The organism is bacterium (assembly GCA_035703895.1).
Lineage (GTDB): Bacteria > Sysuimicrobiota > Sysuimicrobiia > Sysuimicrobiales > Segetimicrobiaceae > Segetimicrobium.
The window spans coordinates 1-14,177 of sequence record DASSXJ010000063.1 but is presented as its reverse complement, the minus strand read 5'-3'; the positions used below and the strand labels follow the sequence as shown (position 1 = coordinate 14,177).

Below are 14,177 nucleotides of genomic sequence, written 5' to 3'. Positions count from 1 at the left end.
GCCACAGAACGCGGACCGTCCAACACGTCGTCGGTGATCTCCTCGCCCCGGTGCGCGGGGAGACAGTGCGTGACCACGGCATGGCCAGGCGCGCGGGCCAGCAGCGCGGCATTGACCTGGTACGGGTGAAACACCCGCCGGCGGACCGCCGCCGCAGCCTCCTGTCCCATGCTGGTCCAGACGTCGGTGTAGATCACGTCCGCCTCGCGAACCGCGGCGATCGGATCGTCGGTGATCAGGAGCGCACCATTCGCGGCGGCCGCCATGGCACGCCCCCGGCGAACGGTGTCCGCGTCCAGGCCGTACTCCTCGGGCGTCGCGACCACGATCGTCATCCCGAGCTTCGTCCCGGCATAGACCAGTGACCGAATGGTGTTATTGCCGTCTCCCACCCAGACCAGGCGGATCCCCGCGATTCGACCGAACCGCTCTCGGACGGTCAGCAGCGCCGCCAGCGCCTGGCAGGGGTGTTCCCAATCGGAGAGACCGTTGATCACAGGAATGCGGGCGTGCGCGGCGAGCGCCTCCACCGTGGCGTGGGCGAACACGCGCGCCGCGATCCCATCCACCCACCGCTCGAGGTTCCGCGCCACGTCCGCCGGAGTCTCTCGCGATCCCATCTGGATGTCGTGGGGCCCGAGGTACACCGCGGCGCCCCCCAATTGAAACATCCCCGTCTCAAACGTCGTCCGGGTTCGCAGCGACGGCTTTTCGAAGACGAGCGCAAGCACCTTACCGCGGAGGGGCGTCGGGTGATCTCCGGCTCGAGCTCGGGCTTTCAGCTCAGCGGCGCCGTCGAGGAGGCGGTGCAATTCCTCGGGGGTAAGATCTCGAGTGCTGAGAAAGTCCCGGCCCCGCACGACTCTGTTGACCCTCCCCGTGCCCGACAGGCCCAACCGGCGCGAGCGAAAAGGGGCGCCGCCGCGCCCCAGACGTGTTTCGCCGGGCTGAGTGGGGACCCCTGTCACCTAGGGTGGGTACCCTCCTAGGTGGTTGCGCAGACCCAAGCGCCCTCTCGGTTACCGCTTCGAGTACTGGAACCCCTTCCGCGCGCGTTTGTGACCGTACTTCTTGCGCTCCTTGGTCCGCGGATCCCGCGTCAAGAGCCCGGCCTTCCGCAGCGGAGATCGCAACTCGGCATCGAGCGTCAATAGTGCCCGCGCGATCCCATGGCGGATCGCGCCGGCCTGCCCCACTACGCCGCCCCCGGTGACTTTGGCGAACACATCGAACCGGCCCTCGGCGTTCGCGACGACGAGCGGCTGGTGGATCGCTGTCTGGAGCGGCCCTTTGGGGAAATACTTGTCCACCGGACGGCCATTGACCACAATCGCGCCGCTGCCGGGGATCATCCGGATCCTCGCAATCGCCTCTTTGCGACCGCCGGAGGTGGTGACCTGCCCCGACCCGTCCATCACGCGTCACGCTCCCGACTCGCGATCAGTTGAAGCGCCGTGGGCCGCTGGGCGGCGTGCCGGTGCCCCTCACCCCGATAGATCCGCAACTTGCGGAGACACTCGCGCCCCAGCGGGTTCTTGGGCAACATCCCACGCACCGCCTCGCGGATGACGGTCTCGGGATGCTGCTGAAGCAACTTACCGGCCGGAGTGGCCCGGATCCCGCTCGGATACCCCGAGTGGCGATAGTACATCTTCTGCTGGGCCTTCCGCCCCGTCAGGCGGATCTTCTCGGCGTTCACGACGATCACGTAGTCCCCCCCCATCGACGGGGTGAACGTCGGCCGGGCTTTGCCTCGCAGCACCGAGGCAATCCGGCTGGCCAACCGGCCGAGCACCTGCCCTTTGGCATCGACGAGAAACCACTGGCCCGCCGGGCTCGTCGACATGAGGGTCGTTCGCATTCGACGTCCTCCAAAAAATGACCGCCGCCGCTCGCAAGACGGCCGCGGGCTTTCATTTTACGTGGTTCCGAGCCAGGCTGTCAACACGAGGCAAAAGAGGCACGGTGGCATGTCGCGAGCGGGCGGAGAATCGGGTAGAGTATGCTAGGGTGGGATCGGCATGGCATCGTCTCGAATCGTACCACCGTTGGAGTCCTTATGATGAAACAGGAACGTGCTCTCCACCGGCCGCACACGGCGTCAGCCGCGCTGCCCATTGTCCAGGGGTATCTCGCGCGACTTCAGGAATGCCTCCGGGAACTCCAGGCAGACCGGATCGCTGAAATCGCCGAACGGCTCTGGGCCGTCGCCGAGTCCGGCGGACAGATCCTGATCGCGGGAAACGGCGGCAGCGCTGCGACGGCGTCGCACATGGCGCTCGACCTGGGCAAGTCCACCCTCGGCCGCGACCCACGTCGAGCGGCGCTCCGCGTCCGGACGAGAGCCCTGAACGACGCCGGGCCGGTGATCACCGCGTGGGCCAACGACCACGGGTACGAGCGGGTATTTGCGGAACAGATCGTCACCCTAGCCCGGCCGGGCGACGCGGCGGTCTTCTGCTCTGTGAGCGGAAACTCGCCCAACGTCGTGGCGGCCGCCCAGGCAGCGCGATCGATCGGGACGGTCGTGATCGGGCTCCTCGGGCGGCCCGGAGGGGCGATGCGGGACCTCGCCGACCTCGCGCTCGTCGTGCCGAGCGAAAACTACCAGATCGTGGAGGATGCGCATCTGGCCGTCAGCCACATAGTGACCCGGTACCTGATGACGGCCATGGAATCGACCGCCGCCTCGGGCCGTCACGCGGCGAACGCGGCCCGCCCCCTCGCCACCCGGAAACGCCGGCACGGACGCTGACTCGGTGAGGCCGTTCCGGATCGGTGGGGCGCTGATCGTGTTCGGCGTCCTTGTGTGGGGGTCTTCGCTTCCAATGATGCATCGGCTGGACGAGGCGGCCACGACCTGGCTTCAGCGGGCGGCTCCGGCCCCCGACTATCTCGCGTCGGCCGTCGTGTTTTTCGGAAACGCGGAACTCGTCATTCCTGCCGTCGTGCTCGCCGCGGGCCTGTACTGGCTGATGCGCCGCGATTCGGGGCTCGGGATCCTGTGGCTCGCCGTGGGGTTATCTCTGGCGAGCCTGCTGGCGGTCACCTTGAAGTACCTGATCATTCACCCGGGGCCCACAGCAGAGTTCCAGCGTCCCGTGATCCAGATCGGCCTCAGGGCAGACATACCGTACAGCTTCCCCTCTGGACATACGCTCCGAACGACGCTCCTGGCGTGGACGAGCCTTCAGGGTGCCCGCTGGGTCGCGGGGCTGCTCATCCTCGGTATGATGACCGCCCTCGTGTACTTGGGAGACCACTGGCTGTCCGACGTGCTGGGCGGGTTGTGTCTGGGTTGGCTGTTCTTGGAAACCCGGGGGGCGTTCAAGTCAGTTCGATCTCGGAACTGTCACCGAGGTTGATCCGGGCGCGGCGGCCGGTCACCAACGCGTTGTCCCCGATAATGGAGTGCTCCAGGAGCACGTTCTCTACCCGCGCGTTCGCGTTGATGATGCTTTCCTGGATGACCGCGTTGATGACGCGGGCGCCGTCGGCAATGGTGACGTACGGTCCCAGCACCGACCCTTCTACGACGGCGGTCTTCGCGACCGACGAGGGCGAGATAATCACCGAGCCGGGGATGACCGCAGCCGGCGGCGGATCATGATCCAGCAACGCCCGGTTGGCCTGCAAGAGGGCGTCGGGCGTCCCGCAATCGTACCACTGCTCGATGGAAAAGGTTTTGAGCCGCTCCCCGGCATCGATCATCATCTGCAGCGCATCGGCCAGCCAGTACTCGCCGTTGACCATGTGCTGACCGTCGACCAGCCGCTCGAGGGCCTGGCGAAACGGCGCGGGACGCTGAATCAGATAGACCCCGACCGCAGCCAAATCGCTGGGTGGGATCTCGGGCTTCTCCCAGAGGTGGCGGACAAAGCCGGCCCCGTCGAGCTCCACGACGCCGAACGCCCGCGGGTCCTGGACGCGATGGACGCCGATCCCCGAGTGGGAGAGCGCCGACGCCGCGCGCAGGTCGGCCTGGAAGATGGTATCGCCGAAGACGATGAGCGTGGGGCTCGCGAGGTATTGGCGCGCGAGATACACGGCGTGCCCGTTCCCCATCGGCTCGGCCTGATAGACAACATGCGTGCGGAACCCGTAGTGCTCGCGAACGTACTCCTCGATCTTCTCCGCTAAGTAGCCCACGACGAGCACTATCTCTTCGACCCCCAGCCCTTTGAGTTCGTCGAGGATATAGGCCAGGATCGGCTTCCCGGCCACGGTCATGAGCACCTTGGGCTGGGTGTGTGTGTGTGGCCGGAGGCGCTTCCCGCGCCCGGCGACGGGGATGATGGCGTTCACTGAGGTCCTACCCTTCGCGGAAGAGGCTCATCAGGCGCCGCTGCATCTCAGCGGCCACCTCGTTGACGTCTTTGATGGTATCGACGCCGCGCCAGTACGCGACCGACTTGTACGCGCCCAGCTTTCCGGCACCGGCGAGGGCAGGAAAGGTCGTCAGCTCATGATCCCCGCGCTCCGGTAGGTGATCTCGGACCTGGCGCGAGAGCACGTAAATACCGGCGTTGATCCAGTACGGCAGCTCAGGCTTCTCCCGAAAGTGCGTCACCCGGTCGTCCCCGTCGATCTCCACGATCCCGTAGGGGCTCACAAAGGGGGTGAGGACGATCGTGGCCAGCCGTTTGGCCGCCCGATGAGCCTCGAGGACCGGGCCCAGCTTGAGATTCGTGATCACGTCCCCGTTCGTCGCGATCACCAGGTCCTCGTCCTGAGGGACCTGCCCGAGCGCCAGGCGCAACGCTCCCCCGCGCCCCAGCGGCTCCTCCTCAACCGCGTACCGGATGCGCAGCCCCATCCGTTCTCCGTTGCCGAAGTAGGCCTCCACGACCTCATGGCGGTACCCGCAGGAGACGATCACGTCCGTCACACCCTGCCCCTGCAACCACTGAAACTGGAACCCCAGCATCGGGATCCCCATAATCTCCACCATGGGTTTCGGCCGGTCTTCGGTAAAAGGACGCAGCCGCTCGCCCTTTCCCCCGGCCAACACGATGGCGTACATGCCCGGCCTCCGTTACGAAAGATAGCTGGTAGCGCCACTCAATTCATTGCAGCGGGTCACCTTCCCTGCCCCGCAATGCCAACCTGCCATCCGGGTCCGCACTGAAGAGGGAAGCGTGTCACTCTAGCGAAGCATCAGCGGGGTGGTTGACGGCGTTCATGATCATCACGCGTAGTCCGCTGAGAATCTCCCTTGGGGGCGGCGGGACCGACCTCCCCTCATACTACCGGAAATTTGGCGGGTTTGTCATTGGCGGGGCCATCGACAAGTACGTGTACATCACCCTCCACCAGACGTTCGCCCAAGAATTGATCATCAAGTACTCCCGCATGGAGCGCGTGGGAACCGTCGACGAAGTGCAACACGATATCATCCGGGAGGCCTTGAGGCTGACGGTCGACGCGGCACCGCACCTGGAAATCACGAGCCTCGCCGACATCCCGGCGGGGACGGGGCTCGGGTCCTCCGGAAGCTTCACCACAGCGCTGCTCAAAGCGCTCCACGCGCTCAAGAAAGACCTCATTCACCCGCGGGAACTCGCCGAGCAGGCCTGCCACCTCGAGATCGATATCCTAGGAAGACCGATCGGGAAACAGGATCAATACATTGCCGCGTACGGCGGCCTGACGTGTCTGGAGTTCCGTCCCGACGACCGGGTCGAGGCGGTTCCGTTGAAGCTGGACACGGACACGCTGTACAACCTCGAGGACAATCTCTTGCTCTTCTTCACCGGATACTCACGGTCGGCATCGGGCATCCTCCAAGAACAGGACGACAAGACCAAAGGCGACGATCCGGCGATGGTGGGAGAGTTGCACTTCGTAAAGGACATCGGCGTGAAGAGCAAGGAAGCCCTCGAGGAGGGCGACCTGGGGCGGTTCGCGGAGTTGATGAACACGCACTGGGATCGAAAACGGAAACGGACCGACCTCATGAGCAACGATCAGATCGACGAATGGTACCACCTGGCCAGGCGGCACGGTGCCGTGGGTGGCAAGCTCATCGGCGCGGGCGGCGGCGGGTTCTTGATGTTTTATGCTGAGGACAAACGGCGCCTCCGGCGCGCGATGCACGACGCTGGACTGCATGAGGTGCGCTTTCGGTTCGACTTCGAGGGGACCAAGCTGATCACCCTGTCGTAGGACGCTCCCGAACGGGTCAGCGCCTGGGGTTCGTCACCAATCGGGGCGCACGGCCCTGCCCAATCGTGACATAGTCCGTCACCCGGCCCATGTCCTCTGCGGGAAGTATCCTCCAGCAGTCGAACACCACACGGTGTGGATGGCGCTCGAACTGCTGGGGTTCTAGCCTCTTGAACTCGTCCCAAGGAGTGGCGACCACTACCAGATGGGCGGTCCGAATACATTCCTCCGCGGAGGGTGCGTACTCGACCGTGGGACCCAAGACGCCCCGCGCGTTCGGCATCCCGAGGGGATCATACACGATGACGTGGAACCCCTCATCCACCATCGCCTTCGCGATTTGCAGCCCCTGCGACTCCTCCACCACATCGGTGTTGGGAGTGTACGTCAGCCCAAGCACTCCGACGGCCTCTCCGGGGCGGACGTGGGGGCGGATCAGATCCAGTATCCGCTTCACCTGCCGGCGGTTGACAGCGTCTGTGGCGTCGGCCAGCGTCGCCTCCACACCCCGCCTGCGCGCCATGGCGCTGAACGCGACGTTGTCACGCGGGAAGCACGGCCCACCATACCCCAGGCGCCCCTTCAAATATCGTGACCCAATGCGACTGTCCCGGCCCATGGCGGACGTCACGACATCGACATCGCACCCGGGGATGTGCTCGCACACCTCCGCAAGCATGTTGGCGTAGGAGATTCTTGTCGTCACGAACGTGTTCACCGCAATCTTGACGAGTTCCGCGTTGACGAAATTCATGCGCACCATGGGAACGCTGTCGCCCACGAGGTCCCGGGAGACCCGCTCCAGCATGCTTCCCGACCGCTCGTCGGACTCGCCGATCAGGACGAACTCGGGGTGTTGCAGGTCGCGGACGACGCTGCCGATCGCGACGAATTCAGGGCTGTAACAGAGGCCAAACTCGCGGCCGCAGACCTTCGCGGACCGTTTCTCTAATACCGGCAAGACGTTCGTCTCCATATCCTGGGGAAGCACCGTGCTCGTGACCACCACGACATGGAACTCGGGTTTCTGCCTGAGGGCGTCTCCGATCTGGTCGCACACCGCCAGGACGTGCTTGAGCGAATACGTCCCGTCCCGCTCGCTCGGGGTGGGCACCGCGACGAACGTCATCCCGGAGTCCACGACCGCCGCAACGCAATCCGCGGTCACCGATATGCGGTCGCGATGTGTCTGGAAGAGTTCTTTCACGTGCGGCTCCGGAACGGGAGCGCGTCCATCCCGGATGAGAGCCAGAGACCGCTCGTTGAGATCGACGCCGATGGCGCGATAGCCGCACGCCGCGAAGCAGGCGAGCAGTGGGGATCCGATCTTGCCGAGCCCAACCACGGAAATCACCAGGTCTTTCATCGAGTACGTTGCCCCCTCGGACCACGGCAGGGCTCAAGTAGTCAGCCACCCCTTTTTCATTGGTTCGGCGATACTTCCCTCCTGCGCCAACGGACCACGCTCGCGGCCTTGGCCTGCCACCGGAATGCGCGGTGGCTTTAGTGTTCTACTGCAGTGCAATTGCCAGCAGGATCCAGAACTGATAGTCAAAAATGGGGGAGCCGAGTGGTATCGCTGCGATCCAGAGACCACTGAGTGCGGCAACCGCACCGATCGCGTAATGAAGGTGTGGCTCGTCTCCGACCACCAATTTGCGCCTCATGGTGGAGACGACACGAAACCCGAGATAGCCAAGACTTACGATCGCTCCGATGCCTCCGTACACGGGAATGTCCAGGATGGTGTTTGTCCCCGCGAGTTCCCCGGTCGAGGGGACGTGAACCAAGAACCGTGTTTCGAAGTTGACCCCCAGGCCGAAGGGGTGAGTTGCGAGAAGCCTCGAGTAGTAGCCGGCGGCGACGATATGAGGGTCCTCTCGTAACTTTTCGAGAACGCCTACTTGAGAGGGGCCTATCCGAGCCCAGAGCGTCGACAATGACCGGGGAGCCAGGACCAGGATCACCGTAGCAATGATAATGTACGCGAGGGCAGTGACGGCGACCACCTTAAATCGCGGCAGGGTAAGGTGGGAGGCGTTCATGGCCGCCGCCAGTACTGCGCAGACGAATGTGGAGACGAGGTACGCTCTCGAGTGGCTCCATAGAATGAGCACAACCATACCGGCGGAGACAAGCGCATAGGCAACCCCCCGAATGCGCCGCCGCGAGACCATCTCGTGGATCGCCAGTGCGTACGCGAACGAAAAGCCGATGACGAACGCCTTGGATGCGGTGTTGGCGTTCTGGGTCAGCCCTTGAAACCGAGGCTCGCCTCCTCCCTCCCACATCATGGCGGCGACATTGGGAACCAACAGGAGAGCAAAGAGTACGATCGGCGAGAGGAAGGCCAGACACATCTTCTTGCAAAACGCGCCGTCTGCCTGCAGCAGGGTGTACACCGCGAAAAATAGCAGCATGTCCACGGCGAGACGGTCAAGCAGAATGGCCCCCGTCCAGCTCATCGGCAACGCGTATCGAGAGTATCCGATGATCGTTGCCGCCAGGATGGATCCGAACAAGACAAGCAAAGACGGTGTGAGGCCCGCCGGGAGAGACGGGACGCGCTTCGTGTACAGGACGTAACGCCCCCACGCAGCCAGGCCGGCCAAGAAGAGAACGTCGCTGGGCTTGAGCGGCGTCTGCCGCGTGAACGGTTGCCAGTACACCGTCAGTGCCGTCGCCAGGATGAGAAGCGATTCCGTCAAGCCCTTCTCGGCAAGGCTCAACGAGAACCGCGCGGGAGCGGTCACCGACCGCTTGGGGCTTGACACGCTGTCTTCTTCGCCTGCAATCGTGATTAGATCGATGGGGTGGCCGTCGCACCCCGCCGGAGCAATTCCGAGGGAGAATACGTGGGAACGAGGACACGCAGCATCCGCAGGATCCCCTCCAAGTCATGTCCCCGAACCATTTCCTCGAGGGCTCGCAGGTGCCGGAAGAGCAGATCGGCATCAGCCACCGGTGTCGCTCGCGCGACGAAGAGGCGGTCGTGGGGAGTGGCGAGTGTGCCCTCCTCGGCAGCCAGCAGATCCTCATGCTCCTTCTCCCCCGGCTTCGGATCCACAAACACAATGGGCACATCTCGATCTGGCTCTAGACCCGAGAGGCGAACGAACTCCCGTGCCAAATCCGCGATCTGAATCGGCTCGCCCATATCAAGAACGAAGATCTCTCCGCCTTTTCCCGAAACGCCGGCCTGCAGCACCAACTGCACGGCCTCCGAGACCGCCATGAAGTAGCGCCGCATATTCGGCCCTCGGATCGTGAGCGGCTCACCGCGACGGATGTGCTCCTTGAACAAAGGAATCACGCTGCCACGGCTTCCCAGCACGTTCCCAAACCGGACCGACATATACCGCGTGGGTCCCCGGCCGTTGAGAGCTAGACACACCTGCTCCGCCACCCGTTTGGTGGCCCCCATCACCGAGGTTGGGTTCACCGCCTTGTCCGTGGAGACCATCACGAACTTCTCCACACCGGTCTGCGAAGCCGCCGTCGCCACCGCGAGCGTCCCGAGAATGTTGGTAGACACGGCCTGCTCTGGATGCTGCTCCAGCAGCGCGACATGCTTATAGGCGGCGGCGTGGAACACCACTTGGGGCCGGACCCGCCCGAAGACCTCGCGCACCACGGCGGCGTGGCGTACGTCGACCAACTGGGTCGCGGCCGGTTGTCCTAACCGCTGCATCTCCTGTTCGACCCAGAACAGGCCGGTCTCGTCGCAGTCGGTGAGGATGATCTCGCGAGGATTGAAACCGGCGATCTGCCGGCACAGTTCAGACCCGATCGAGCCGCCGGCCCCCGTTACCATCACGGTACGGCCTTCGATCCACTGCTTGACGGCGGGGGTGTCAATGTGCACAACCTGGCGTCCCAACAGGTCGGCGAGTTGCACCTCCCGCAGGTCTGTGAAGCTGGTCTGACCTTCGAGTATCGTGTCCAACGCCGGGACGATGCGAATCTCGCGGACGCCGGCGTCGCGTGCCGCCGAGACGATTTGGCGGGTCACGCGGGATGTGTCGGAGGGAATCGCAATGAGCACGGCCTCGACGTGGTACTCGCGCACAATCGACGGTAGCTGCCGCCGATCTCCCAGAACCCGCAGACCGTGGATGACGGTGCCCAGCTTACCCGGATCGTCATCGACGAAGCCCACCGGCATGTAGCCAGAGGCGGGAGTCTGGCGGAGCGATCGACTCAGCTGTTCGCCTGCCGCGCCGGCGCCGACGATAAGAGCAGCCCGTCCACGTGCCAGCGAGCGGTCGATCATATGGCTGTAGACCCGCGGCCCGATACGAAGCGCACCAATGGCGTGGAGCGTGATGATGTAATCCACCAAGAGGACCGAACGTGAAAAACCCTCCAACACCTGGTTGTGCTTCAGAATGAACACGGCGACCCAAAACAACGCCGATCCGAGGGTGACGCCTCGAAAGACCACGAACAAATCTTCCAATCCCACCTGGGACCAACTCAGTGAGTAGAGCCCCTGGATGGCGAAAACGGCGATCTTGATGGCAAGGCTGAGTGCCACCACGATCGGAAGCTGGGATGCGACCTGAGGGGCGATCACCCCGTCGAAACGAAGCCACACCGCCGTCAACAACGAAAGAACCAGCAACACGCTGTCTCCGACGATGAAGAACGTCATCCGGACGCGCCCCGTCACCGGGCGCCGCATGCGCTCCAGAACCGATGGAGCGATCAGTGTATTCATCGCACGTCCCATCTTGAACGCACTAATGCGCGCGCGCAAACGGCTGGCGGCGCTTCCCTCGGCGCAGCAACTGTTCCACCAACAACCGGCGTGTGAGATCGTATCATCGGGCTACAAGGCCGCCGACTAGAAGCAATCAGGCGTGGCGCGCGGACGCGCCAGGCTCCCTGCGATTTCTGTCGCGCGATCGCTGATTGTTTGTAGGGAGTTCGCCGACCTCGACATAGTTCCTTGTCAATCGCAGGACCGGATCGCCCCGAAGGGAGCCATTCGTGAATCCCTGACTCGGGGGCCCGGTCGTTCACCGCACCGGGTCCCCCGGCGTGCGCTTCACAACGACGCAGGCCAAGATGAAGCCGGGAAGACGGTTCAGAGGCCACAGCAGCCAATTAGCGATATCAACGATCCCCCGCCACGCATATCGGAATGCCTTAGGCTGCGCCGGCAGTAGATGCTTCAAAAAGTAGAACTGAAGCAGAAAGCCACACCGGCGCTCAAAGAGCACCGAGACGCGATCCGAGGGCCAGAGGTCCATCATCGTCTCGAGGGGCTCCTCATAGCCCGGATTCCACTCCCCTCTGCGCTCTCCGACAGCCTTTCCCCACCGGTAGAACGGGGCTCCTCGCCACGGCACCAGCACAACAATCCGCCCTTCTGGTTTGCAGACTCGGACCATTTCGAGCAGCGCAGCGCTCCGCTGCGCGGGGAGAAAGTGCTCGATCACGCCTGCGTTCCAGACCAGATCGAAACTATCGTCGCGAAAAGGGAGCGCGAAGACGTCCCCCTGCTGAACCGATCCCGGCAAACCCGCGCGGGAAAAACGCGCCGCGCTGTACTGGACCGCCGCCGCCGAGACATCGACGAGCGCGACCCTGGCGCCCCGGCGGGCCAGCGCGAGGGAGACTCCTCCGGAGCCGCTTCCCGCCTCCAACACGCGACAGCCGATCCGGCCGGCGATGCCGTGGTGCACCAGGAAGAGAAGGCAAAACCGGGACACCGCGTCCCCCAGGATCTTGTTGACGACAGCCTTCGCCCAGTGCTGTCCGCTCTGTGCACGCTCCAGCCGGCGCCAGATCGCCTCCCACCGCGCGGCAACGTCCGCGTTGTGGCCTTCGGTCGCCGGGCCGGGCCCTTTCAACTGCGTTTCAGTAAGAATAGCGTAAGATCCGATCCCACCCCCCCGGGGAGGATACGGGCGAGCGATTCGTTTACCGTACACAGGAGGCGGCACCAGATTCGCCCGTCCCACGTGAGCGAGGCCGGCAGGCCGGACGACCAGCGAATCCGAGCGTACACCCGGTAGAGGAATAAAATAAGGGGGACGCGCCTCACGGCAACAACCCGTTCCACGGTAAACCCGGCCGTGCGAAAGTGGCGGAGCCATTGCGCGCGGCTTCGAAACGTCATGTAGGTGTTGCGCCACAACCGAGGGCCCCCCATGGTGTTCTCGATGCACGCGAGCAGGCCGCCGGGGTGAAGCGCGCGCGCACATTTCGCAAGGGCCTCGGCGACGTCGCGGTCGGTGAGCAGATGCTGGAGCACCGTGATCGACGCGACCATGTCAAACCGCCCTTGGAATTCTTCGGGCAACTCCTGCACTTTCCCGACCTCGTACCGGATCTCGGCCTGGCCCCGCGCCGCGGCCTCGCGGGCCGTCTGAATCATCCCTGGGCTGATATCGATCCCGACGACCGTGGCCCCGCGCCGCCAAAACTCCATCGCCCATTCGCCGGTTCCCGTCCCGACGTCCAAAACCCGGATGCCGTTCCACCAAGGGACGTTGGCGAAAAACGCGCGCCGGCGCAGCGGCGTCTCGAATGCCCGAAGCACGGGGTCGCGGTAGTCTGCAGCGATAGCACCGCGGGTGCGCGCCCGCTCTTCCCAATATTGCGCGGGATCGACCGATGCGTTTCGAAACGTCACTCCACCTACCCCAGTGTCCTCGCAGGCGAAAAATTCAGGCCGACGTCCGGCGGACGGCCCGCCCAGGCTCAGTCGAGAGTCCCGCTTTGGCCACCAATAATCCGATCTCACGCGGACGCGTGACGGCCAGCATGAGCACATACACTGCGAGGCCGAGCACGCCCGGCACGAGCAGCTGAAACCAGACCGGCCGCCGGCCGAGAACCGATGAGAGGACCACGACCATTCCGCCCATGAGCGCGGTCCCCACCAGCACCGTGCTCAGCGAATTACGTAACGCGCGGCCAACCGCGATGCGAAAGTGTCCGTCCCACGAGAGGATGAGGGACAACGCGAGCGTGATCGCGCCGAGCGAACTCGCCAGCGCGATTCCTGCCGGCCCCATCACGCGTGAGAGAATCCAGTCGCCGGCCGCATTCACGATCAGCGCCGCCACATACCCTCTGAGGGGGGAGACGATATCCTCAGACGCGTATGCGTTCCGCAGCAGCACGAGGTTCACTGCGACCAGCGGCAGCCCAAGACAATAAAAGACCAGGGCATGGGACGTGAGGGCGGCGGCCACCGCGTCGAATCGTCCGTGCTGAAAGACGAACTGCACGATGGGGTGACTGAGGACCGCCAACCCGACCGCAGCGGGGATCGCCAGGAGCAGCGTCACCCCCATCGCCAGCGCCAACTCATCGGCAGCGGCGCTAGGATCTTTCCTGGCCCACGCCTCGGAGAGCGACGTGTAGAATACGGTCGCGACCGCGCCCACAAAGAGGCCAATCGGAAGCGACATGAGTTTCTGGGCGAACGCCAGGACGGAGACGCTGCCCTGAGCCAGGCCGGAGGCCACGGCCTTGTCCACCACCGTAGGTGCCTGGCTCAGCAATCCGAACAGCAGCAACGGTCCCACCATGGCCCACACACGCTTTTGACCGCCGGGAGTTGTCGTGACCTCGCTTGACTCCTTGGCCCATGAACCGATGACAAACGGCACCTGGATCAGGAACTGCATGAACATCCCGAGCACGGTCCCCAACGCCAGGGCGGCGATGCCCAGCCGGCGGCCCGCCACCAGCAACACCACGAGGATCGTGGCGTTGAGCATGATCGGCCCGCACGCCGGGACGATAAATGTCTTCCGCGAGTTCAACACACCGGCCAGCGCGGAATACATGGCCCAGAAGACAAACCCCACGCTGAACGCCCGGATCAGCTGGGTCACGAGCGGGCGAGTTGACGGCGGTAGACCTGGACCCAACACATGTGTCAGCAGCGGCGCTCCCACCACAACTCCTGCAGCGACCGCGATAACAATGCCCAGGTAGCCGGACCCCACGGACCGCATGGTCCGCCATCCGGCGGCACGGTCCTTCTGCCA

14 protein-coding genes are annotated in these 14,177 nt (G+C 64.3%); 3 read left to right on the top strand and 11 right to left on the bottom strand.

Annotated features, from left to right (window positions below; all coding sequences use genetic code 11):
- The 3 genes from argF to rplM all read right to left on the bottom strand — a co-directional run.
- On the bottom strand, positions 1-968 hold a 968-nt coding region (gene argF / locus VFP86_04570), incomplete at its 3' end, for an ornithine carbamoyltransferase (GenBank protein HET8998899.1).
- Positions 969-1,019: 51 nt separating this feature from the next.
- Positions 1,020-1,415 carry a 30S ribosomal protein S9 gene (gene rpsI / locus VFP86_04565; GenBank protein ID HET8998898.1) on the bottom strand — a complete coding sequence of 132 codons (396 nt, stop codon included), beginning with the start codon at positions 1,413-1,415 and terminating at the stop codon, positions 1,020-1,022.
- The gene (gene rplM, locus VFP86_04560) at positions 1,415-1,861 is read right to left on the bottom strand and encodes a 50S ribosomal protein L13 (GenBank protein ID HET8998897.1); all 447 of its coding nucleotides are present in this window, start codon (positions 1,859-1,861) and stop codon (positions 1,415-1,417) included. Before rplM ends, rpsI begins: the two co-directional genes overlap by 1 nt.
- A gap of 201 nt (positions 1,862-2,062) precedes the next feature.
- Between rplM and VFP86_04555 the strand changes: the two genes are divergently transcribed.
- Both VFP86_04555 and VFP86_04550 read left to right on the top strand, forming a co-directional pair.
- Positions 2,063-2,755 carry an SIS domain-containing protein gene (locus VFP86_04555; GenBank protein ID HET8998896.1) on the top strand — a complete coding sequence of 231 codons (693 nt, stop codon included), beginning with the start codon at positions 2,063-2,065 and terminating at the stop codon, positions 2,753-2,755.
- Positions 2,756-2,759: 4 nt separating this feature from the next.
- Positions 2,760-3,365: a phosphatase PAP2 family protein gene (locus VFP86_04550; protein HET8998895.1), complete on the top strand. Its 606-nt coding sequence runs from the start codon at positions 2,760-2,762 to the stop codon at positions 3,363-3,365.
- Here the strand turns inward: VFP86_04550 and VFP86_04545 are convergent.
- On the bottom strand, positions 3,328-4,305 hold the full coding sequence (locus tag VFP86_04545; GenBank protein HET8998894.1) for a sugar phosphate nucleotidyltransferase: 978 nt from the start codon (positions 4,303-4,305) through the stop codon (positions 3,328-3,330). The two genes, VFP86_04550 and VFP86_04545, sit on opposite strands and share 38 nt — an antisense overlap.
- Positions 4,306-4,312: 7 nt before the next feature.
- Positions 4,313-5,023, bottom strand: a complete 711-nt coding sequence (locus VFP86_04540) for a nucleotidyltransferase family protein (protein HET8998893.1) — start codon at positions 5,021-5,023, stop codon at positions 4,313-4,315.
- A 158-nt stretch (positions 5,024-5,181) separates the two neighbouring features.
- Between VFP86_04540 and VFP86_04535 the strand changes: the two genes are divergently transcribed.
- Positions 5,182-6,165 carry a galactokinase gene (locus VFP86_04535; protein ID HET8998892.1) on the top strand — a complete coding sequence of 328 codons (984 nt, stop codon included), beginning with the start codon at positions 5,182-5,184 and terminating at the stop codon, positions 6,163-6,165.
- A gap of 16 nt (positions 6,166-6,181) precedes the next feature.
- Here VFP86_04535 and VFP86_04530 read toward each other — a convergent pair whose 3' ends face one another.
- From VFP86_04530 to VFP86_04505, 6 genes are all read right to left on the bottom strand, one after another.
- Positions 6,182-7,531 (bottom strand): nucleotide sugar dehydrogenase, encoded by a 1,350-nt coding sequence (locus VFP86_04530; GenBank protein ID HET8998891.1) that lies wholly within the window; start codon positions 7,529-7,531, stop codon positions 6,182-6,184.
- A gap of 145 nt (positions 7,532-7,676) precedes the next feature.
- Positions 7,677-8,939 carry a hypothetical protein gene (locus tag VFP86_04525; protein HET8998890.1) on the bottom strand — a complete coding sequence of 421 codons (1,263 nt, stop codon included), beginning with the start codon at positions 8,937-8,939 and terminating at the stop codon, positions 7,677-7,679.
- Between the two features lie 26 nt (positions 8,940-8,965).
- Positions 8,966-10,885 (bottom strand): nucleoside-diphosphate sugar epimerase/dehydratase, encoded by a 1,920-nt coding sequence (locus tag VFP86_04520; GenBank protein HET8998889.1) that lies wholly within the window; start codon positions 10,883-10,885, stop codon positions 8,966-8,968.
- A gap of 301 nt (positions 10,886-11,186) precedes the next feature.
- Positions 11,187-12,023: a class I SAM-dependent methyltransferase gene (locus VFP86_04515; protein HET8998888.1), complete on the bottom strand. Its 837-nt coding sequence runs from the start codon at positions 12,021-12,023 to the stop codon at positions 11,187-11,189.
- Positions 12,020-12,808 carry a methyltransferase domain-containing protein gene (locus tag VFP86_04510; GenBank protein ID HET8998887.1) on the bottom strand — a complete coding sequence of 263 codons (789 nt, stop codon included), beginning with the start codon at positions 12,806-12,808 and terminating at the stop codon, positions 12,020-12,022. Before VFP86_04510 ends, VFP86_04515 begins: the two co-directional genes overlap by 4 nt.
- A gap of 34 nt (positions 12,809-12,842) precedes the next feature.
- On the bottom strand, positions 12,843-14,177 hold a 1,335-nt coding region (locus VFP86_04505), incomplete at its 5' end, for a lipid II flippase MurJ (protein HET8998886.1).